Below are 21492 nucleotides of genomic sequence, written 5' to 3'. Positions count from 1 at the left end.
TTCCTTCCCGGCACGGGGAGATCGATGACCCTGATCGTCTTTCCCGCGATCGACCTGAAGGGCGGCAAGGTCGTGCGCCTCGCCGAGGGGGACATGGATCGCGCCACCATCTATGGCGACGATCCCGCCGCCCAGGCGCTGGCGTTCGCCGAGGCAGGCGCGCAATTCCTGCACATGGTCGATCTGGACGGCGCGTTTGCGGGCCATTCGGTCAATGGCGATGCGGTGCGTCGGGTCGTGACCGCCTTTCCCGGCCACGTCCAGCTCGGCGGCGGCATCCGTGACCGCGCGGCGATCGAAGGCTGGTTCGAGGCCGGCGTATCGCGGCTGGTCATCGGCACCGCCGCGCTGGAGGATCCCGCTTTGGTGCGCGCGGCGGCCCGCGACTTTCCCGGCGGGATCGTCGTCGCGGTCGACGCCAAGGAAGGGATGGTCGCGACGCGCGGCTGGTCCGATGTCTCGGACGTGCCGGCGATCGACCTGGCGCGGCGGTTCGAGGATGCCGGAGTCGCCGCCCTGTTGTTTACCGATGTCGGGCGTGACGGCTTGCTGAAAGGGTGCAACGTCCAGGCGACCGTCGACCTCGCGCGGGCGGTCGCCATTCCGGTTATCGCGTCGGGCGGGGTCAGCGGGATCGGCGAGATCCGCGTGCTGGCGCTGCATGCGCGCAACGGCATCGAAGGCGTGATCACCGGGCGGGCATTGTATGACGGGCGGCTCGATCTGGCGGCGGCGCTGGCCGTGGCGGCGGCGGCGTGAAGCCGGCGACTGCAATCCTCTCCGGGCCGTGGAGGAGCAATTGACCGTCCGCGCGCGCGTGATCCCCTGCCTCGATGTCGCCGGCGGGCGCGTGGTCAAGGGCGTGAACTTCGTCGACTTGCGGGACGCCGGCGACCCCGTCGAGCAGGCACAGGCCTATGATGCGGCCGGCGCGGACGAGCTCTGCTTCCTCGACATCACCGCCAGCCATGAGGCGCGCGGGACCATGCTGGACGTCGTCAGGCGCACGGCGGCGGTGTGCTTCATGCCGGTGACGGTCGGCGGCGGCGTACGATCGGTCGAGGATGCGCGCGCGCTGCTGCTCGCCGGGGCGGACAAGGTCGCCGTCAATTCAGCCGCGGTCGCGCGACCCGAACTGGTGTCCGACATGGCCGAACGATTCGGCAGCCAGTGCGTCGTCGCCTCGGTCGACGCGCGGCGGGTTGGTGGAGGATGGGAGGTGTTTACCCATGGCGGCCGCACGTCCACCGGCATCGACGCGGTCGCGCATGCGTTGCTGCTGGCCGATCGGGGCGCGGGCGAGCTGCTGATCACCAGCATGGACCATGACGGCACGCGCCAGGGCTATGACCTGGACCTGATCCGCACCATCGCTGACCGCGTGCGCGTGCCGGTGGTGGCGTCGGGCGGGGTAGGGGGCCTGCACGATCTCGTCGCGGGCATCCGCGACGGCCATGCCAGCGCGGTGCTGGCGGCGAGCATCTTCCATTATAGCGAAGCGAGCATCGGCGACGCCCACCGCGCGCTGGCGGCGGCGGGAATTGCGGTCAGGACGCCGATCTAGACCTCTTCTCGAAGGCGCAAGTTAACCCCGTCCCGCTACACCATAGTCGATGCGGTATGCTCTCGCCTTCCTCCTGCTCGCGACGCCTGCCTTCGCCGCGGATCCGCTGCCGCACAGCGGCATGGTCAAGGTGCGGCGCGGGCCCGAATTGTCCGACATCGCGCTGTTCGGGATGGCGGCGGGCGGGGTGTGGCTGGCGCGGCGGGCGCTGCGCAGGCGGTTTGCGGCGCCGCCCAGGGATTGACGCAGGCGCACGGGCGCGGCAGCGCGCACGGCATGGCCGAAGACTCCCTGGACCGGCTCGCTGCCGTCATCGCCGCCCGGCGCGGCGCCGATCCGGAATCGTCCTATACCGCCAGCCTGTTCGCTAGCGGTCGGGCACGGATCGCGCAGAAGCTGGGCGAGGAGGCGATCGAGACCGTCATCGCCGCGTGCGGCCGCGACGATGCCGCGATCGTGCCGGAGGCGGCCGACCTCCTCTACCATTTGATCGTCCTGCTCGCCGATGCCGGCCTGTCGCTGGACGACGTCCGCGCCGAACTGACGCAGCGCGAAGGGCAATCGGGGCACGACGAAAAAGCCGCGCGGAGCACCATATGACCGGGATCGACGCCACCCAACCCTATGACGACGGGAACATCTTCGCCAGGATCCTGCGCGGCGAGATCCCGTCGCAGCGTGTCCATGAGGACGATTTCGCCATCGCCTTCCACGACATCAACCCGCAGGCGCCGACGCATATCGTGGTGATCCCGCGCGGCGCCTATGTCTCGTGGGACGATTTCAGCGCGCGCGGATCGGATGCGGACATTGCCGGCTTCGTCCGCGCAGTCGGCGCGGTTGCGCGCAGGGCGGGGTTGGTCGAACCCGGCTATCGCCTGCTCGCCAATACCGGGGCGGACAGCCACCAGACGATCGCGCATTTCCACGTCCACATCTTCGCCGGCAAGCCGCTCGGCCCGCTGCTGGCGGACTGGCGCGGCGGCGCGGTCGGCTGAGCCGCCGCGGCGGTCACGGATAAGGGATTGCACCCCGGGGATTAGCGATTAGGCTCACCCGTTCGGACAACCGGCGGCAGGCGCCGCTTCCCCGGGGGAAAACCTTCATGATTTTCGGGCGCGTCAAGCCGCTGGAGGCGATCCTCGCCACCGCTCAGAAGAAGTCGCTGCACCGTTCGCTCGGCGCTTTCCAGCTGATGCTGTTCGGGATCGGCTGCGTCATCGGCACCGGCATCTTCGTGCTGACCGCGTCCGGTGCGCAAAAGGCCGGCCCGGGCCTGATGCTCGCCTTCGCCATCGCGGGCGCGATCTGCATCATCGCGGCGCTGTGCTATGCGGAGATCGCGGCGATGGTCCCGGTCGCGGGCTCCGCCTACACCTATACCTATGCGACGATGGGCGAATTGCTCGCCTGGACGGTCGGCTGGGCGCTGGTGCTCGAATATGCGGTCGCGGCCAGCGCGGTGTCGGTCGGCTGGTCGGGCTATTTCACGGGATCGATTCTCGACAAGACATTCGGCATCCACCTGCCCGCCTGGCTGACGGCGGGGCCGCTGGCGCTGGGCGGCGCGCCCGGCGGGTTGATCAACCTGCCGGCGTTCATCATCGCCATGCTGGTGACGTGGCTGCTGATGGTCGGTACGACCGAGAGCGCGCGGGTCAATGCGGCGCTGGTCGCGATCAAGGTCACCGCGCTGACCGCGTTCATCGTCCTGACCGTCCCGCATATCGATGCCGCCAAGTTCAACCCGTTCCTGCCCGCCGGCGTGTTCGGCTCGCTGGGCAGCGGGGTCGGCGCGGTCGGCGCGGCCGCCACGATCTTCTTCGCCTATGTCGGTTTCGACGCGGTATCGACGGCGGCGGAGGAAACCAAGAATCCCCAGCGCAACGTGCCGATCGGGCTGATCGGGTCGCTGTTGTTCTGCACGATCTTCTACATCATCGTCGCCGCCGGCGCGATCGGATCGATCGGCGGCCAGCCGATCATGGGGCCGGGCGGCGTGCCCTTCCCGGCCGGCTCCGAGGAGCTTGCCCGCCAATGCGCGCTGCCCCAATTCAAGGACATGCTGGTCTGTTCGAACGAGGCATTGGCGCACGTGCTGCGTGAGATCGGCTATTCGACGGTCGGCAACCTGCTAGGCTATGCCGCCGGCATCGCGCTGCCGTCGGTCATCCTGATCCTGATGTTCGGCCAGACGCGCATCTTTTTCGTGATGGCGCGCGATGGTCTGCTGCCGGAGGCGCTGGCCAAGGTCCACCCGAAGTGGAAGACGCCCTATGTCGTGACCGCGATCACCGGCCTGGCGGTGGCGATCGCGGCGGCGTTCCTGCCGGTGGGGCAGCTGGCCGACATCGCCAATGCCGGCACGCTCTACGCCTTCATGATGGTCGCCATCGCGGTGTTGATCCTGCGCAGGACCGCCCCGGACCAGCCGCGTGCGTTCAGGACGCCCCTCGTGTGGGTAATCGCGCCGCTGACGGTCGTCGGCTGCATCTTCCTGTTCGTCAACCTGCCGGCGGCGGCGATGCTGGTGCTGCCGATTTGGGGTTTGCTCGGATTGGTGATCTATTTCGGGTATAGCCGCAGCCGCAGCTATCTCGGCCGCGGCATCGTCGAGCGGCTGTCGTTCGACGACGAGGGGCTCGATTCGCCGATACGCGACTGAGGCAATTGGATGAACGGTGCGGAGGGGATGGCGACCACATCCGTCGTCTTTGTCGACGGTCTGCTGGCCGGGGTGTTCCTGGGTTCCTGCATGGTCGAGCATGCCGCCAGGAAGCTGGGCGCCGCCGCCTGGATACCGTATAAGCAAGCCAAGGAAGCGGTATTCGGGCCGGTGATGCCGATCTTCTTCGGCATCGGATTGATCGTGTGCGTCGTCGCTGCCGTGCTGACCGGGCGGGCCGCCGTCATCGCCGCCGCCCTCCTCCTCGTCGTCGTGCTCGCCATCACGGCGATCGTGCACCTGCCGCTCAACAAGCTGTTCCAGACCTGGTCGCCGACCGCGTTTCCGGCCGACTGGGACGATTCGCGCCGACGCTGGCGCGACTGGAACTGGGTGCGCGGTGTGCTGGCGGTGATCGCGTTCGGGGCGACGCTGGTCGCCTGACGATCAGCGGCCGACCTTCTCCGCCACCAGCGCCTTCATGTCGTGCATCGGCCGGGCGCCATAATGCGAGATGATCTCCGCTGCGCAGATCGCGCCGATCTTCAGCGACGCCTCCAGTCCCTGCCCCTGCGCTTGGCCATGTAGAAATCCGGCGGCGAACAGGTCGCCCGCGCCGGTCGTGTCGACGACGCGGTCGATCGGCTCGGCGGCGACCGCCACCCGCCGGCCGTCCCGGACCGCGATCGCGCCCTGTTCGCTGCGGGTCACGACCAGGGTCGGCACCTGCGCCGCGACGGTCGCCACCGCCGCTTCGAAATCGCCGCTGTCGGCCAGCGCGAGCAATTCGTTCTCGTTGGCGAACAGGATGTCGACCAGGCCGTCGGCGATCAACGCGCGGAAATCATCGCCATGGCGCGAAATGCAGAAGACGTCGCTGAGCGTGAAGGCGACCTTGCGTCCAGCGTCGCGGGCGATCCTGATCCCCTCGCGCATCGCCGCGCGTGGTTCCTCGGGGTCCCAGAGATATCCTTCGAGATACAGGATCGCGGCGTCGGCGATCAGCGCGTGGTCGAGCGCTGTGGCCGGCAGATATTGCGACGCGCCGAGAAAGGTGTTCATCGTCCGCTGGCCGTCGGGCGTGACGAAGATCAGGCAGCGCGCGGTGGTCGGCTCGCCGGTGCGCGGCGCGGTAGCGAAATGTACCCCCGCGGCGCGGATGTCGTGCGCGAAGACCTCGCCCAGCTGGTCGTCGGCGACCTGGCCGATAAACCCGGCCTTGCTGCCCAGCGCCGCCAGCCCGGCGACGGTATTGGCCGCCGACCCGCCCGACGCCTCGGTCCCCGGACCCATCTTCGCATAGAGCGCGTCGGCATCGGCGGGCGAGAATACCAGCGCCATCGATCCCTTGGTCATCCCTTCCACCGCCAGGAACTCGTCGGTCGACTGCGAGAGGATGTCGACGATCGCGTTGCCGATGGCGACAACGTCGTAGCTGGGATCGTAGCTGGGGTCGTGAATGGGGCTGGTCAAGCTGGTCTCCGTAGCGAGTTGCCGCTGCGTAGAGCCGGTGTGCCGCATGCGCAATCGCGCGCGTTGGCGTTGGCGGCCCGGCCGCGCTAGACGGGACCATGGCTCATGCGCTTTTTCCCTCGGCCGCGCGATCCGCCGGCACCGCGCGCGCCGTCGCCGCGCTGACCGTCGGACTGGCGCTGGCGGGATGCTCGGCGACGGGTGCCGAGGTGGCACGACCGGCGACGCTGCCGGTGGCGCCGCCGGTCGCCGGGCTGGAACGCGTGATCGGACAGAACGCCGCCGGGCTGGCCAGGCTGTTCGGCCTGCCCGATGCCGACATCCGCGAGGGGTCGGCCCGCAAGCTGCAATATCAGGGCGCGATCTGCGTGCTCGACGCCTATCTCTATCCGCGCCCGATCGGCGACGCGGTGGTTACCTATGTCGATGCACGCCAGCCCGACGGCAGCACGATCGACCGCGCGAGCTGCGTCGCCGCCTTGTCACGACGCGGCGTCGGCAAATAGCCGGCCGAGCGCCCATCGCGCGGCGTCCCGTATCACGGCCGAAGGATCGTTGCATAACGGCGCCAGGGCGGGAGCGAGCGCCACGTCTCCGCTATTGCCCGCCGCATAGGCCGCGTTGCGGACCAGCCGGTCGCGCCCGATCCGCTTGATCGGCGATCCGGCGAACACCCGGCGAAACGTTGCGTCGTTCAGCGCGAGCAGGTCGGCAAGCGCGGGTGCGGCGAGTTCGGCGCGCGGCAGGAAGGCGCGATGGGCATGGGCGGCGGCGGCGAACTTGTTCCACGGGCATACCGCCAGGCAATCGTCGCAGCCATAGATGCGGTTGCCCAGCGCGGCGCGGAACGCGACGGGCACCGGGCCGGCATGCTCGATCGTGAGGTAGGAGATGCAGCGCCGCGCGTCGAGCCGGTACGGCGCCGGAAACGCTTGGGTCGGGCAGGCCCGCTGGCACGCGTCGCACGACCCGCATCGATCACGCCCGGCCATGTCCGGCTGCAGATCGATCGTCGTGTAGATCGCGCCGAGGAACAGCCAGCTGCCATGGTCGCGGCTGACCAGATTGGTGTGCTTGCCCTGCCAGCCGAGCCCGGCCGCCTCGGCCAGCGGCTTTTCCATGACCGGCGCGGTGTCGACGAAGACCTTGAGGTCGGTCTCCGGACTGGTCGCCACGATCCACCGCGCCAGCGCTTTCAACGCCCGCTTGACGACGTCGTGATAGTCGCCGCCTTGCGCATAGACCGAGATCCGCGCGCGGTCGCGCTCGCCCGCCAGCGCCAGCGGATCGCGCCCCGGCGCATAGCTCATGCCGAGCGCGATGACGCTGCGCACGTCGGGCCACAATCCCGCGGGCGACGCGCGCTCGCCGACGCGCCTCTCCATCCAGATCATCTCGCCATGCGCGCCGTCCGCCAGCCATTGCCGCAGACGCGCGCCCGTCAGCGGTGCTGCGTCGCCGTGTGCGACGCCACAGGCGGCAAAGCCCAACATCGTCGCCTTGTCGCGCAGCCGCTGTCCGAAGGTGCTGGTTTCGTTCACCTTCCCCCGCTACCACGACATGCGGCGGGGCAGCACCCTCTCCGTCGGCGATTCTCGACTTTGCTCGAACCGAACGGACGTAGATTGCCCGACACTCCCGCGATTTCAGCCACGGGGCTCGTCAAAAGGTTCGGTGGCCGCCGCGTCGTCGACGGGGTCGACATCCGGGTGCCGACCGGCGCCGTCTATGGCGTGCTCGGCCCCAACGGCGCGGGCAAGACGACGACGTTGCGCATGCTGCTCGGCATCATCGAACCGGATGAGGGCGAACGCACGCTGCTCGGCCATTCGCGTCCGCGCGACGCCAGCGACCGGGTCGGCTATTTGCCCGAGGAGCGCGGCCTGTATCCGGCGATGAAGGCGCGCGAGGCGATCGCGTTCATGGGCGCGCTGCGCGGCCTGCCCTGGTCGACCGGGCGCAAGCGCGCCGCAGCGCTGCTCGAGCAATCGGGGCTGGGCCACGCGGTCGATACGAAGATACGCAAGCTGTCCAAGGGCATGGCGCAGCTGGTGCAATTGCTCGGATCGGTCGTCCACCAGCCCGACCTGCTGGTGCTCGATGAGCCGTTTTCGGGGCTCGATCCGGTCAACCAGGAGGGGCTGGAAAAGCTGATTCGCGCCGAGCAGCAACGCGGCGCCACCATCCTGTTCTCGACGCACGTCATGGCGCATGCAGAGCGCCTGTGCGACCGGCTGGCGATCATCGCCGGGGGCAAGCGGCGGTTCGAGGGCACCGTGGCCGAGGCGCGGGGCATGCTGCCGCTAAAGGCACATTATGTTCCCGACCGTAACGATCCCGGCCTCCGTTCGCTGCTGCCGTGCGATGCCGAGGCCGAGGGCGACGGCTGGCGATTTGTGGTGCCCGATGGCGAGGTCGAGGCAATCCTGTCGCGGCTGATCGCCAACGGCCATGGCATCGCCGGGCTGTCGATCGAACGGCCGGGCCTTCACGACGCCTTTGTCCGCATCGTCGGCCCGGACGCGCTCGCCGCGACGGAGGCGGCGTGATGGCGGCACCGGGCAACACTCGTCGGCTGATCCGTCAGACGCTGACGATCGCGCGCCGCGACTTCATCGCCACGGTGTTCACGCCGACCTTCCTGCTGTTCCTGCTCGCGCCGGTCATCATGGGTTCGTTCGGTGCGATCGGCGGGCTGGGCGCCTCCGCCGTGGCGGGCGGCGGCGGTGATCGCGCGCGGATCGTCGCGGTCGCGGCGGGCGACGACGCTGCCGCGCTGACCGCCGCCGACACGAACCTGCGCAAGCTGTTCCGCCGCGACGAGGGGCCGCCCAGCCTCAAGCTCGTGACTCCCGGCGCCGATCGCGAGGGGCAGATCGCCGCCCTTTTCGCGGACAAGGGTGTCGACGCGAGCGCGGTACTGACCGGGCCGCTGACCGCGCCGCGCATCTATTACCAACCGGTCAGCGTCCGTCACGCGCGCTGGCTGGCCGCGCTCGCCGAGGAAGCGCTGCGTGAACGGCGTATCGGCACTGCGAGGTTGAGCAAGCCTGAACTCGTCGAGCGCAAGACATCCCCGCGCCTGTCGATCAGCGGCCAGCACCAATCGGCGTTCTTCACCGTGTTCGCCTTGTTCTTCCTGACGCTGATGCTGTCGGGCCAGGCGGTCGGCACCATGGCCGAGGAACGCGGCAACAAGGTGATTGAGGTACTCGCCGCCGCCGTCCCCCTGGAAAGCGTGTTCCTGGGCAAGCTGGTCGGGATGTTCGGCGTCGCGGTGCTGTTCGTGCTGTTCTGGGCGACGGTGATCAGCCAGCTGGGCACGGCCATTCCGGGCGTTGCCGACGCATTCGCCTCGATCGGGCCCGCGGTCGGCATGCCCGCTTTCGTTATCCTGTTCGCGGTTTATTTCACGATGGCCTACATGCTGCTTGGCGCGACGTTTCTCGGGGTGGGCGCGCAGGCATCGACGATGCGCGAGATCCAGATGCTGTCCCTGCCGATCACCATCGTCCAGGTCGCGATGTTCGGGCTGGCATCGGCGGCGGCATCGAGCCCGGGCAGCAAATTGGCGCTGGTCGCCGAGCTGTTCCCGCTGAGCTCCCCCTTCGCCATGGGTGCGCGCGGAGCGACATCGCCCCAATTATGGCCCCATGTCGCCGCCATCCTGTGGCAATTGCTGTGGGTCGGCATCGTCATCACCATCGGCGCACGCGCGTTCCGGCGCGGCGTGCTGCAATCGGGCGGCGGCAGGGGCGGGTTGAAGGCGCTGTTCACGCGGTCCACCGGAACACGATCACCTTAGCGACCGCCATCACCGCCGGAGAAATGTAACCAGCATCGCGCGATTTCCAAGCCGTGCGCAATCGTCCGGCATCCGCTCCGGCGGTCGATCGTTTCTAAGGGATACGTCATCCGGAGTATTGCCATGATTTCCAACCGCCGCCAGTTCGTGATGCTGACCGCCGGCACCGCCGCCACCATCGTGCTGTTCGGATGCGGTGCCGCCCCGGCCCGGCCGCCCGAGACCTTCGCCTACAAGCTGAGCGACGGGCAATGGCAGAACAAGCTTGGCCCCGCCGCTTATGACGTGCTGCGCAAGGAAGGGACGGAGCGGCCCTATTCCAGCCCGCTCAATGACGAGCATCGCGCCGGCATCTTCGCATGCAGGGGCTGCGCGCTGCCGGCATTCTCGTCGAAGACCAAGTTCGACAGCGGCACCGGCTGGCCCAGCTTCTGGGCGCCGCTGGCCGATGCGGTGCGCACCCGCACCGATTCGACGCTGGGGATGAGCCGGACCGAAGTACATTGCCGGCGCTGCGGCGGGCACCTTGGCCATGTGTTCGACGACGGCCCGGCACCGACCGGCAAGCGTTACTGCATGAACGGCGTGGCGATGACCTTTGCGCCGGCCAAGGCGTAGCCTCTGGCCGGTGCCGCCTAGACAACGAAGTTAATCGCCGATCCCGACCGATCCCCGGACGCCAACGGGCGCGACGGTGGCGATGATCATCGGCGGCAGGGTGTTGCCGGCATCGGGCCGCGCATCGTCGGGCGCGCTGCCACGATAGATGAAGCCGCGGGCCGGATAGGTGGTCGTGCCCAGGCCGGCCATCGGGCCGTACCACACCTTCACCTGGCTCCAGTCGCCCGCCACCGAAACGTCGACTGCGCGGACGTCGGTCTCGATCCCGCCGCGGCGCGACCAATTGGCGTGGGTCAACAGGATCTCGCGGTCGCTGACGATGGCGCTGACAGTGGCGACATGGCCCAGCGGCATGCGGCCAATCGCCGCAAAGGCGAGCACCGCGCCGATCTGCGGCCGGTTGCCGCGCTCGTACCGGCCGGCGGCCTGATCCCACCAGGTCTTGGCATTGCCGAATATCTGAATGCCCGAAACCTCCCGGGCATAAGGCACGCATTGCCAGAACCGCGCCGATGCCGGGGCCGCCATCGCCAGGGCACACGCCACCATCAGCGCAAAACGCGCTGCAAAACCACTGAATTTCATGCGACCCCCCGAAGGTCTTGATCTGTTGCGATTGTGCTACGGGGACCTGACGCGGGAGAAAACCCCAACGGGTTAAGCTATGGAACCTTTTCCGACGAACCGTGTCCGCCCGCCGATCAATACCCCGATAGGTCAGGCAGCGGCCGCTTCTCGCAGGTGCAGCATGATCCAGCGTGTCGGCGCAACTGCTCGATTCAGCCGTTTGCCAGAGCGTTGGACTCGGTCGCAACCGCGGCGACGCGTGCCTCATGCTCGCGTTTCCCGAACGGAAAGCGCGCATAGAGGATCGCCCCGACGACCCCCAGCACCGCATAGACCGCGCAGAACACGATCGTCATCCGATCGACCGTGGCCGGCGCAACCTGTCCCGGCGCGCGACCTGCCGGGAAACGCGCGGCGGTCAGGATCATGCTGGCGGTGAAGATGCCGACCCCGGTGGTGCATTTCTGGATGAAGAACGCGCCGGCGAAGAACACGCCTTCCGACCGGCGACCGGTACGCTGTTCGGATTCCTCGACGACGTCGGCCATCATCGACGCGCCCAGGATCATCGACGCGACATTGCACGCGGTGTTGATCGCGAAGATCGTCATCAGCACCGGCAGCATCGCCGCGTCATGGGGCGCCGGGAACAGTCCAAACAGGCGTAGCGCATAAGGCAGTACCAGCAGGAACACTGCCGCCAGCATCAGCACCATCGCCGACACCGGCTTGCCGAACCGCGCGCCCAATCGCGGCGCCACGGCGAACGCCATCGCCGCGCCCGCCAGCAGCGCGAGCGCCAGCCACGAATAGGCGGTGCCGGAGAACCGCCAGACATGGCCGTAGAGATAGGTCGACAAGGCGAAGCTGATACCCTGGTCGGTATAGAGGCACAACCCCGCCAGCATCAGCACCGCAAAGCCGCGATTGCGCACCGTCTCGCGCAATTCGCGGAGGTTGGCGGACAATGTCTGGCTGCTCGGCGTCGCCGGGGGAAGCCTGGCGATCTCGCGATGCGTCCCGATCGCCGAGACCAGGATCGCGACCACGATCGCCGCCGCTGCCGCCCACGCCATCGCCGCATAGCCGCGCCGGTCGAGCAGCCCCAGCGGGTGCGCCGCGTCGCTTGGCAGGAAGATCGTATAGGCCGCCATCAGCATCGCCAGCCCGCCGGCCCAGCCGAACAGATAACGATATGCCATGATCCGCGTGCGCTCGTCATAATCGCTGGTCAGCTCGGCGGTCAGCGCCACCGACGGCACCTCATAGGCCGATACCGCGCTGCGCACGATCACCGCGGTCACGAACAGCCACGCCAGCATAACAGGCTCGCTCAGCGCCGGCGGGTTCCACAACAGGATCCAGCCGATCGCGATCGGCACGGGCGCGGCATACATCCACGGATGCCGCCGCCCCCAGCGGCTGCGCGTGCGGTCAGACAGGAAGCCGATCGCCGGGTCGACCATCGCATCGACCACCAGGGCCGCCATCACCACCAGCCCGACCGCAGCCGAGGGCAGGCCGAGCACCTGATTGTAGAACAGCAGCAGGAACGTGCCGAAGCCGTTGTCCTTCACGCCATAGGCGATCGCGCCGACCGCATAGGCCAGCATCGTGCCGGTCGCCAGGCGCCGGACGGGTGGCACGGCAATCGCGGACGGCTCGGTCATGCCGAATTGGCTGTGCGGCGCCTGCCGGTAAGCTGCATTGCTCGTCCCCGCTTGTTACGCCCTTTGCGAGCATAAGAGGGAGTGGCACCGGGTCAACGGGATGATTGGAAGAAGGTCAGCGCCCCGTGCCCGGCTGCGGGTGGTGGGGGGTCAGGATCAGCGTCCGTCCCTCCACGCGCCACGATTTCAGCCGCGACAGGAAGTTCATGCCGATCACGTCCATCTCGCCGAATGCGGGGGAGACGACGACGGGCAGGTCGCGCGCGACGATATTGCCGATGCGCAGCTCGGGGATGGTGCCGGTTTCGGCGCGGATCGTGCCGTTGGCGGTCTGGATCAGCATCGGGAACGGGCCGTCGCGCGCTTCCACGCCCATCGCGGCGGCGGTGCGGGCGGACAGCGCGGTGACCGTCGCGCCGCTGTCGACCAGCATGCGCCGCTTTACCCCGCCGATCGTGACGCGCACCCAGAAATGGCCGTCGGTCGCCATCGGCACCGTCATCTCCTTGCCGACGACCTTCTGGTCCTGCGTCAAGTCCAGCGCGCGCGTCACGCGACCGAGCAGCGGGTCATAGCCGCCGCGCTGGCCGACGATCGCCAGCAGCGCCGCGACCGCCAGCGCCATCGTCCCCAGCGAGACGATCGTCCCGACCAGCCGGACGCGGCGCGCGACGATGAGCAACGCGACGATCGCGGCGATGATCAGGTAGAAGGACGTCGAATGTGACAGCTGATCGATCATGAAAGGCCACTACCCTGCGCAAGATGTACCGGCGCTGACGGAGAGCATGCCGTCAGCGGGCGATCCCGCCCGCCGCCAGCACCGCCAGCGTCATCAATTGGCTCGCGGTCGAGGTCATCGTGGCGATCTGGACGGGCTTCTCCATGCCCACGAGCATCGGCCCGATCACCGCGTCGCCGCCCAGTTCGCCGAGCAGCTTGGCCGAGATATGCGCCGATTGCAGACCGGGCATGATCAGCACGTTGGCCGGTCCGGACAGCCGCGAGAACGGGAAGTTGGCGAGCTGGCGCGGGTTCAGCGCGACGTCGGGCGGCATCTCGCCTTCATATTCGAAGCCGACCCGGCGCTCGTCGAGCACCCTCAGCGCGTCGCGGATGTTGTCGAGCCACGCCCCCTTGGGATTGCCGAAGGTCGAGAAGCTCATGAACGCGACGCGCGGCTCGTGGCCCATCTTGCGCGCGACCGCGGCGGTCTGTTCGGCGATGTCGGCCAGCTCGACGGCCGACGGCCGCTCGTTGACCGTGGTGTCGGCGATGAACACCGTGTGCGACTGGCCGACCATGATGTGGATGCCCAGCGCGGTGCGCCCGGCTTCCGGATCGATCACCCGCTTCACCTCGCGGATCGTCTGCGCAAAGGTCCGCGTGACGCCGGTCACCATGGCATCGGCCTCGCCCAGCTGGAGCAGCAGCGAGCCGAAGATGTTGCGGTCCTGGTTGACCATGCGTTCGCATTCGCGGCGCAGATAGCCGCGGCGTTGCAGTCGTCCATAGAGGAAGTCGACCATCCGCGGCACCAGCGGCGAGACGCGGCTGTTGTGGACCTCGTAAGTTTCGGGATCGCGCACGCCCAGCGCGCGCAACCGGTCGAGGACGTCGTCGCGCCCGACCAATACCGGCGTGCCATAGCCGCCCTCGCGAAAGGCCACGGCCGCGCGCAGCACGACCTCCTCTTCGCCTTCCGCGAACAATACGCGCTTGGGGTGCGCGCGCGCGCCCTCATAGGCCAGGCTGAGCACCGATGTGGTCGGGTTGAGCCGTCCGCGCAATCGGTGGCGATATCCCGCCATGTCGAGGATCGGCTTGGTCGCGACGCCCGAGTCCATCGCCGCGCGCGCGACCGCGGCGGGCACCACCTCCATCAGCCGCGGATCGAACGGCGCCGGAATGATATAGTCCGGCCCGAACATGCGGCGCACGCCATAGGCGACCGCGACCTCCTCGGGCACCGGCTCGCGCGCCAGGTCGGCGATCGCGCGCGCGGCGGCGATCTTCATCTCCTCGTTGATCCCCGTCGCGCGCACGTCGAGCGCGCCCCTGAAGATGAAGGGAAAGCCGAGCACGTTGTTGACCTGGTTGGGATAGTCCGATCGGCCCGTGGCGATGATCGCGTCGGGGCGGGCGGCCTTGGCCAGTTCGGGAAGGATTTCGGGCACCGGATTGGCCATTGCGAAGATGATCGGCGACTTGGCCATCCGCGTCACCATCTCGGGCGTGACGGCACCCGCCGCCGACAGGCCCAGGAACACGTCCGCGCCGTCCAGCGCCTCGGCCAGCGTGCGTTTGGTCGTGTTGGCGGCATGCGCCGACTTCCACTGGTCCATGCCGTCTTCGCGGCCCTGGTAGATCACGCCCGACCGGTCGCACATGACGACGTTGTCGCCGCGTACGCCCATCGCCTTGATCAGCTCGGTGCAGGCGATGGCCGCGGCGCCCGCACCGTTCACCGCGACCTTGATGTCGCTCAGCTGGCGCCCGGTCAGCAGGCAGGCATTGAGCAATCCGGCCGCCGTGATGATCGCGGTGCCGTGCTGGTCGTCATGGAATACTGGGATGTTCATCCGCTCGCGCAGGGTCTGTTCGATGATGAAGCATTCGGGCGCCTTGATGTCCTCCAGGTTGATGCCCCCGAAGGTCGGCTCCATCAGCTCGACCGCATCGATGAAGCGATCCACGTCCTCGGTCTTCAGCTCGATGTCGATCGAATCGACGTCGGCGAAGCGCTTGAACAGCACCGCCTTGCCCTCCATCACCGGCTTGGACGCCAGCGCGCCGAGATTGCCGAGCCCCAGGATCGCCGTGCCGTTGGAGATCACCGCGACCAGATTGCCCTTCGCGGTATAGTCATAGGCGGTCGCCGGATCGTCGGCGATCGCCCTGACCGGCACCGCCACGCCCGGCGAATAGGCCAGTGCCAGGTCGCGCTGCGTCGCCATCGGCTTCGACGCGACGATCTCGATCTTGCCCGGCCGCCCTTCGGAATGGAAGAGCAGCGCCTCGCGGTCGGAAAACTGGATCGACGGTTCGTCGGACATGGGACCTCACACGATCGGTCCCTGTCCCTAGCCAGACCGCCACGCCTTAGCTATAGTCCGGCGATGGAACGCGATCCGCAGGATTTCGATCAACACCGGGCGAACGATGACGTCGCCGGCATGGATGACGCCGCGTTGGACGCCTGGCTCGAAGCGCTGCCGCTCGCACCCGGTATTCCTTCGACGCCCGAAGAAGTCGCCGCGGCCGACGCGCGGGCTTTAGAAGATTTGAAGGCGGGACGTGTTGTCTCGCACGATAGGGTCGCGACATGGCTGCGCACCTGGGGAACGCCCGATTTCAAGCCGATGCCGAGGGAATGGCTGGAATAGCCTGGTCGCGAAATGCGCTGTCGGATCTTCGCACCATTTCGGAATACATCGCCCAGTCCAATGATCAGGCGGCAAGAGCAAATTCTCGCCGCTTGCTCGATGCCGGCGACGCCTTGACCGACTTTCCCAATCGGGGACGGCCGATTGACGGCGGGCAAAGGGAGTTGGTTACCGTTCGCCCTTTTTGATGCGGTACGAAGTGATGGCTAATACGGTCCTGATCCTCGAAATTCGCCATGCTGCTAGGCAGCGCGACTGATGGCCGACGCCCCTCCCACCCCGATGATGGCGCAATATTCAGCGCTGAAGGCGGAAGCGGGGGATTGCCTGCTTTTCTATCGGATGGGCGACTTTTTCGAGCTGTTCTTCGAGGATGCCAGGGTCGCCGCCGCGATACTCGACATCGCGCTGACCGCGCGGGGCGAGCATGACGGGCAGCGGATCCCGATGTGCGGGGTGCCGGCGCATGCGATGGACGGCTATCTGGCGCGGCTGATCAAGGCCGGGCACCGCGTCGCCATCGCCAACCAGATCGAAAGTCCCGCCGAAGCGCGCAAGCGGGCAGGGTCGAAGGCACTGGTCGACCGCGCGATCGTCCGCATCGTCACTGCCGGTACGCTGACCGAGGAAGCGCTGCTCGACAACCGCGCGGCGAATTGGTGCGTCGCGCTGGGCGAAGCGGCGGGGAGCGTCGCGATCGCCGCCGCCGACGTCTCGACCGGGCGTTTCGAGCTGGTCGACACCGACGCCGCCAGGCTGCCCGCCGAGTTGGCGCGGCTGATGCCGGCCGAGGTGATCGCGTGCGAAGACGGCGCGCTGGCCGCGTACGCGACGGCGCTGCGTCCGCGCGGCGACTTTGACAGCGTTGCCGCCGAAGCCCGATTGCGCGCACTGTTCGGGGTAGCGACCCTCGATGGCTATGGCCGTTTCGGGCGCGCCGCGCTGGCGGCGGCGGGCGGACTGGTCGCGTATCTGGCGCATACCGCTAAGGGCGCGTTGCCGTTCCTCACGCCGCCGCGTGCCATTTCCGCCGGCGAGACGATGGCGATCGACGCGGCGACCCGCGAGAGCCTGGAGCTGACCCAGAGCCAGGCGGGTCAGCGCAAGGGCAGCTTGCTCGACGCGGTCGACCGCACCGTCACCGCCGCCGGCGCGCGGCTGCTCGCCGCCGATATCGGTGCGCCGCTGATGGACCGCGCCGGGGTCGAGGCGAGGCTCGCGCTGGTCGGGTTGTTCCATGACGATGGCGGCTTGCGCGAGGAGATGCGCGCGACGTTGCGCGCGCTGCCCGATATCGGCCGCGCGCTGGGACGGCTGGCGGCGAGGCGCGGCAGTCCGCGTGACCTGGGCCAGCTGCGCGACGGGCTCGACGGCGCGTGGATGCTGGGGGAGCGCATCGATCGGCTGGATCAGCCGCCCATCCTGTTGGCGGCGATCGCGCCGCAATTGCGCGGCCACGGCACGCTGATCGACCTCCTGAAACGCGCATTGGTGCCGGCGCCCCCGATCGACGCATCGGACGGCGGGTATATCGCGGCCGGCTATGACAATGCGCTCGACGACCTGCGTGACGTCGGCGCCGGGGGCCGGCGGGCGATCGCCACGCTGGAGGCGGGATATCGTGCGCGTACCGCCATCGGCGCGCTCAAGATCCGCCATAACGGCGTGCTCGGCTATCACGTCGAGGTGCCGGCGCGTGTCGCCGACTCGCTGATGGCGGCCGACAGCGGCTTCATCCATCGCCAGACCCTGGCCGGCGTGGTGCGGTTCAACGCGCCCGAACTGCACGAACTGGCAATGCGGGTGACCCAGGCGGGCGGCCACGCGCTCGCCGCCGAGGCCGCGCATCTCGAAGATCTGACCGCAACCGCGCTGGCGAGCCGCGAGGCGATTGCGGCCACCGCCGATGCGCTGGCGCGGCTGGACGTGGCCGCCGCTCTCGCCGAACGCGCGGTAGAGGGGGGATGGGCACGCCCGACGCTGGTCGACCGACCCTGTTTCGAGATCGCCGGCGGCCGCCACCCGGTGGTCGAGGCGGCGATGGCGCGCAGCGGCGCAGGGTTCGTCGCCAACGATTGCCGCCTGTCCGAAGCATCGCGGCTGTGGCTGGTCACCGGCCCCAATATGGGCGGCAAATCGACCTTCCTGCGCCAGAACGCGCTGATCGCCGTCCTCGCGCAGGCGGGCAGCTACGTCCCCGCGACCCGCGCCACGCTCGGTCTGGTCGATCGCCTGTTCAGCCGGGTCGGCGCCTCGGACAATCTCGCGCGCGGCCGTTCGACCTTCATGGTCGAGATGGTCGAGACCGCCGCGATCCTGGCCCAGGCGACGCCGCGATCGTTCGTGATCCTCGACGAGGTCGGGCGCGGCACCTCGACTTATGACGGGCTGGCGATCGCCTGGGCGGTGGTCGAGGCGATCCATGACGACAATCGCTGCCGCTGCCTGTTCGCGACGCATTATCACGAACTGACCCGGCTGGCCGAGCGCTGCGACGGGCTGACGCTGCACCATGTCCGCGCCCGCGAGTGGAAGGGCGACCTGGTGCTGCTCCACGAGGTCGCCGACGGTCCCGCCGATCGCAGTTACGGCCTGGCCGTCGCGCGTCTCGCCGGCTTGCCGCCCGCGGCGATCGCGCGCGCCAGGGCGGTGCTGGCAAAGCTGGAGGCGGGGCGCGCCAGGACGGGCGGGATCGCCGCTGGCCTGGATGACCTGCCGCTGTTCGCCGCGGCGGCGCATGCCGAGGAAGACCAATGCGACGTGATCCGCGCCGCGGTCGAGGCGCTGGACATCGACGCCCTGTCGCCGCGCGAGGCGCTGGACGCGCTGTATCGGCTGAAGGCGCTGACGCGGGAAGCGGCGCCCCAATACGGGCGGGAATGACCGGTACGGCATTGCGGGGAAGCGACAGCGCGGGCTTTGTCGCGAGCGTCCGCTGGGCTATCTGTCGCGCGCGATGCCCCATCTCTATCTCGTCGACGGCTCCGGCTACATCTTTCGCGCCTATCATCGGCTGCCGCCGCTGACCAACAAGCATGGCGAGCCGGTCGGCGCGGTCTATGGCTATACGACGATGCTGTGGAAGCTGGTCGACGAGCTGAACGAGGCCGATGGCCCGACCCACATGGCGGTGATTCTCGACAAGTCGAGCCGGACATTCCGCAACGACCTCTACGACCAGTACAAGGCGCACCGCCCGCCCCCGCCCGAGGATCTGGTCCCGCAATTCCCGATGATCCGCGATGCGACGCGCGCCTTCTCGCTGCCGTGCATCGAGACCGAGGGGCTGGAGGCCGACGACATCATCGCCTGCTATACCAAGGCGGCGCTGGCGCAGGGCTGGGCGGTGACGATCGTCAGCTCGGACAAGGACTTGATGCAGCTGATGACCGATCCGTCGGTCGACCTGTACGACACGATGAACAACCGGCGGCTGGGCCCCGACCATGTCATGGAGAAGTTCGGGGTCGGTCCCGACCGGCTTGGCGACGTCCTCGCGCTGATGGGGGACAGCGTCGACAACGTGCCGGGCGTGACCGGCGTCGGCGCCAAGACCGCGGCCAAGCTGGTCAACGAGCATGGCGACCTGGAGGGCGTGCTCGCCGCCGCGCCCTCGATGAAGCCCGGCAGGCTGCGCGACAATCTGATCGAACAGGCGGACAATGCCCGGCTGTCCAAGGTGCTGGTCACGCTGCATTGCGACGCGCCGTTGCCCGATCCGCTCGACGAGCTGGAGCTGAAGGGCATTCCCGACGCGCCGCTGCGCGCGTTCCTCGACCATCACGGCTTCAAGTCGCTGCTCGCCAAATTGTCGGCGGTCGCCGAGCCGCCGGTCGAGGAAGCGACGGCGGGCCTGGCCGGCACGCCGATCGGAGAGGATCCGCCGTGCGAGCATGACGGCTACGAAACCGTGGTGGACGAAACCGCGCTCGATCGCTGGATCACGATCGCGCGGCACCAGGGCTGGGTGGCGATCGATACCGAAACCACTGGGGTCGACGCCACCCGCGCCGAACTGGTCGGGGTCAGCATGGCGCTGCACCCCAACCTCGCTTGCTATGTGCCGATCGCGCATGGCGGCACCGACATGTTCGCCGAAGTGCCGGCGCAGCTGGATCGCGCGACGGTACTGGCGAAGCTGAAGCCGCTGTTCGAGGATCCGGCGGTGCTCAAGATCGCCCACAATCTGAAATACGATATGGTCGTGCTCGGCCGCGCGGGGATCGACGTCGCGCCGTATGACGACACGATCCTGATGAGCTTCGATCTCGACGCCGGGCTGCACGGCCACGGCATGGACGAGCTGGCGGCGACCCACCTGTCGCACAGCTGCATCGCGTTCAAGGACGTCGTCGGGGTCGGCAAGTCGCAGCGCAGCTTCGCCGAGATCGACCTCAAGGCGGCGACCCGCTACGCCGCCGAGGATGCCGACGTGACGCTCAGGCTGTGGCGGCGGTTCAAGGCGCGGCTGGCGGCCGAACGCGCGACGCGGGTGTACGAGATGGTCGACCGCCCGCTGCCCGCGGTGATCGCCGGGATGGAGCGCCACGGCATCCGGGTCGACGCCGACATCCTGGGCCGCCTGTCGACCGAATTCTCGCACCAGATCGCCGCGCTCGAGGAGGAAATCCATGGGCTGGCCGGGTTCAAGTTCACGATCGGCAGCCCCAAGCAGCTGGGCGACGTGCTGTTCGACAAGATGGGGATCAAGGGCGGGCGCAAGGGCAAGTCGGGTGTCTATTCGACCGACGTCAACGAGCTCGAACGCATTGCCGCCGATAAGAATTCGTCCAGCGATTCTGGCGGCCGCGAGATGGTGGTCAAGGTGCTCGACTGGCGCCAGTTGTCGAAATTGAAGAGCACCTATACCGACGCGCTCCAGGCGCAGATCAACCCCGCAACCGGGCGCGTCCACACCAGCTACAGCCTGACCGGCGCGCAGACCGGCCGATTGTCGTCGACCGACCCCAACCTCCAGAACATCCCGATCCGTACCGAGACCGGCCGCCGGATCCGCGACGCGTTCGTCGCCGAGCCGGGCAACGTCATCCTGGCCGCCGATTATTCGCAGATCGAGCTGCGCCTGGCCGCGCACATGGCGGACGTCCCCGCGCTGAAACAGGCATTCGCGCAAGGCGACGACATCCACTCGATGACCGCGACCGAATTGTTCGGCGAGGTCAATCGCGACACGCGCGGCCGTGCCAAGACGATCAACTTCGCGATCCTGTACGGCATCAGCCGCTGGGGCCTGGCCGGTCGGCTCGACGTCACGCCCGACGAGGCGCAGGCGATGATCGATCGCTATTTCGATCGCTTCCCCGGCATCCGCAACTATATCGCCGCGACCACCGAACTGGTGCGCGAGACCGGCTACACCTCCACCCTGTTCGGCCGGAAATGCCATTTCCCGCGGATCAAGTCGAAGGTCCAGCACGAGCGCCAGGGCGCCGAACGCGCGGCGATCAACGCGCCGATCCAGGGCACCAGCGCCGACATCATCAAGCGCGCGATGATCCGGATGGGCCCGGCGCTTGCCGCCGAAGGACTGACCGGCACGAAGATGCTGCTCCAGGTCCATGACGAACTGGTGTTCGAGGTGCCGGAGGCCGAAGTCGCCGGCGCAAGCGCGGTGATCGCGCGCGTCATGGCGACCGCCGCCGAGCCCGCCGTGATGCTCAGCGTGCCGCTGGCGGTGGAGATCGGCACCGGCCAGAGCTGGGGCGCGGCGCATTGATCCG

General features: G+C 68.3%; 21 protein-coding genes. 15 read left to right on the top strand and 6 right to left on the bottom strand.

Annotated features, from left to right (window positions below; translation table 11 throughout):
• Positions 1–24 precede the first annotated feature (24 nt).
• From hisA to ACFE7K_RS07595, 7 genes are all read left to right on the top strand, one after another.
• Positions 25–759, top strand: a complete 735-nt coding sequence (gene hisA / locus ACFE7K_RS07625; RefSeq protein ID WP_375397581.1) for a 1-(5-phosphoribosyl)-5-[(5-phosphoribosylamino)methylideneamino]imidazole-4-carboxamide isomerase — start codon at positions 25–27, stop codon at positions 757–759.
• A 40-nt stretch (positions 760–799) separates the two neighbouring features.
• The gene (hisF, locus tag ACFE7K_RS07620; protein WP_375397628.1) at positions 800–1564 is read left to right on the top strand and encodes an imidazole glycerol phosphate synthase subunit HisF; all 765 of its coding nucleotides are present in this window, start codon (positions 800–802) and stop codon (positions 1562–1564) included.
• A gap of 49 nt (positions 1565–1613) precedes the next feature.
• Positions 1614–1808, top strand: coding sequence for a hypothetical protein (locus ACFE7K_RS07615; protein WP_375397580.1), 195 nt, complete (start codon positions 1614–1616; stop codon positions 1806–1808).
• 32 nt (positions 1809–1840) lie between these two features.
• Positions 1841–2164: a phosphoribosyl-ATP diphosphatase gene (locus tag ACFE7K_RS07610; protein WP_375397579.1), complete on the top strand. Its 324-nt coding sequence runs from the start codon at positions 1841–1843 to the stop codon at positions 2162–2164.
• Positions 2161–2562 carry an HIT domain-containing protein gene (locus tag ACFE7K_RS07605; protein ID WP_375397578.1) on the top strand — a complete coding sequence of 134 codons (402 nt, stop codon included), beginning with the start codon at positions 2161–2163 and terminating at the stop codon, positions 2560–2562. The genes ACFE7K_RS07610 and ACFE7K_RS07605 overlap by 4 nt, the downstream gene beginning before the upstream one ends.
• A 107-nt stretch (positions 2563–2669) precedes the next feature.
• Positions 2670–4229: an amino acid permease gene (locus ACFE7K_RS07600; RefSeq protein WP_375397577.1), complete on the top strand. Its 1560-nt coding sequence runs from the start codon at positions 2670–2672 to the stop codon at positions 4227–4229.
• Positions 4230–4256: 27 nt separating this feature from the next.
• Entirely contained in the window at positions 4257–4673 is a 417-nt protein-coding gene (locus tag ACFE7K_RS07595; RefSeq protein WP_375397576.1) for an anthrone oxygenase family protein, read from the top strand.
• 3 nt (positions 4674–4676) lie between these two features.
• Here the strand turns inward: ACFE7K_RS07595 and ACFE7K_RS07590 are convergent, their stop codons facing one another.
• A complete protein-coding gene (locus ACFE7K_RS07590) occupies positions 4677–5702 on the bottom strand; it encodes an adenosine kinase (protein ID WP_375397575.1) in 1026 nt (341 codons plus the stop codon).
• Between the two features lie 98 nt (positions 5703–5800).
• Here ACFE7K_RS07590 and ACFE7K_RS07585 point away from each other — a divergent pair, with 98 nt between their 5' ends.
• A complete protein-coding gene (locus ACFE7K_RS07585) occupies positions 5801–6208 on the top strand; it encodes a hypothetical protein (protein WP_375397574.1) in 408 nt (135 codons plus the stop codon).
• On the opposite strand, the gene queG is transcribed toward ACFE7K_RS07585, so the two are convergent.
• A complete protein-coding gene (queG, locus tag ACFE7K_RS07580; RefSeq protein WP_375397573.1) occupies positions 6185–7243 on the bottom strand; it encodes a tRNA epoxyqueuosine(34) reductase QueG in 1059 nt (352 codons plus the stop codon). The genes ACFE7K_RS07585 and queG overlap by 24 nt on opposite strands.
• An 84-nt stretch (positions 7244–7327) precedes the next feature.
• On the opposite strand from queG, the gene ACFE7K_RS07575 reads away from it, so the two are divergent.
• The 3 genes from ACFE7K_RS07575 (at position 7328) to msrB (ending at position 10125) form a co-directional block, all read left to right on the top strand.
• A complete protein-coding gene (locus tag ACFE7K_RS07575; protein WP_375397572.1) occupies positions 7328–8251 on the top strand; it encodes an ABC transporter ATP-binding protein in 924 nt (307 codons plus the stop codon).
• On the top strand, positions 8251–9507 hold the full coding sequence (locus ACFE7K_RS07570; protein WP_375397571.1) for an ABC transporter permease: 1257 nt from the start codon (positions 8251–8253) through the stop codon (positions 9505–9507). The genes ACFE7K_RS07575 and ACFE7K_RS07570 overlap by 1 nt, the downstream gene beginning before the upstream one ends.
• Positions 9508–9630: 123 nt before the next feature.
• On the top strand, positions 9631–10125 hold the full coding sequence (msrB, locus tag ACFE7K_RS07565) for a peptide-methionine (R)-S-oxide reductase MsrB (protein ID WP_375397570.1): 495 nt from the start codon (positions 9631–9633) through the stop codon (positions 10123–10125).
• A 30-nt stretch (positions 10126–10155) separates the two neighbouring features.
• Here the strand turns inward: msrB and ACFE7K_RS07560 are convergent, their stop codons facing one another.
• From ACFE7K_RS07560 to ACFE7K_RS07545, 4 genes are all read right to left on the bottom strand, one after another.
• Complete coding sequence (locus tag ACFE7K_RS07560; RefSeq protein WP_375397569.1) at positions 10156–10713, bottom strand: CHAP domain-containing protein; 558 nt, start codon at positions 10711–10713, stop codon at positions 10156–10158.
• Between the two features lie 194 nt (positions 10714–10907).
• Positions 10908–12365 (bottom strand): MFS transporter, encoded by a 1458-nt coding sequence (locus ACFE7K_RS07555; RefSeq protein WP_375397568.1) that lies wholly within the window; start codon positions 12363–12365, stop codon positions 10908–10910.
• A 115-nt stretch (positions 12366–12480) separates the two neighbouring features.
• Complete coding sequence (locus ACFE7K_RS07550) at positions 12481–13107, bottom strand: TIGR02281 family clan AA aspartic protease (protein ID WP_375397567.1); 627 nt, start codon at positions 13105–13107, stop codon at positions 12481–12483.
• A gap of 52 nt (positions 13108–13159) precedes the next feature.
• The gene (locus tag ACFE7K_RS07545) at positions 13160–15421 is read right to left on the bottom strand and encodes an NADP-dependent malic enzyme (RefSeq protein ID WP_375397566.1); all 2262 of its coding nucleotides are present in this window, start codon (positions 15419–15421) and stop codon (positions 13160–13162) included.
• 63 nt (positions 15422–15484) lie between these two features.
• On the opposite strand from ACFE7K_RS07545, the gene ACFE7K_RS07540 reads away from it, so the two are divergent.
• The 4 genes from ACFE7K_RS07540 to polA all read left to right on the top strand — a co-directional run bounded on the left by ACFE7K_RS07540 (position 15485) and on the right by polA (position 21488).
• The gene (locus ACFE7K_RS07540) at positions 15485–15751 is read left to right on the top strand and encodes a hypothetical protein (RefSeq protein ID WP_375397565.1); all 267 of its coding nucleotides are present in this window, start codon (positions 15485–15487) and stop codon (positions 15749–15751) included.
• On the top strand, positions 15691–15939 hold the full coding sequence (locus tag ACFE7K_RS07535) for a type II toxin-antitoxin system RelE/ParE family toxin (protein ID WP_375397564.1): 249 nt from the start codon (positions 15691–15693) through the stop codon (positions 15937–15939). Before ACFE7K_RS07540 ends, ACFE7K_RS07535 begins: the two co-directional genes overlap by 61 nt.
• 94 nt (positions 15940–16033) lie before the next feature.
• Positions 16034–18634, top strand: coding sequence for a DNA mismatch repair protein MutS (mutS, locus tag ACFE7K_RS07530; RefSeq protein ID WP_375397627.1), 2601 nt, complete (start codon positions 16034–16036; stop codon positions 18632–18634).
• A gap of 73 nt (positions 18635–18707) precedes the next feature.
• Entirely contained in the window at positions 18708–21488 is a 2781-nt protein-coding gene (gene polA / locus ACFE7K_RS07525; protein WP_375397563.1) for a DNA polymerase I, read from the top strand.
• Positions 21489–21492 lie beyond the last annotated feature (4 nt).

This window comes from uncultured Sphingomonas sp., from assembly GCF_964244265.1.
In the GTDB taxonomy this organism is placed as follows: domain Bacteria; phylum Pseudomonadota; class Alphaproteobacteria; order Sphingomonadales; family Sphingomonadaceae; genus Sphingomonas.
This window is presented reverse-complemented; position numbering and strand designations above follow the sequence as displayed.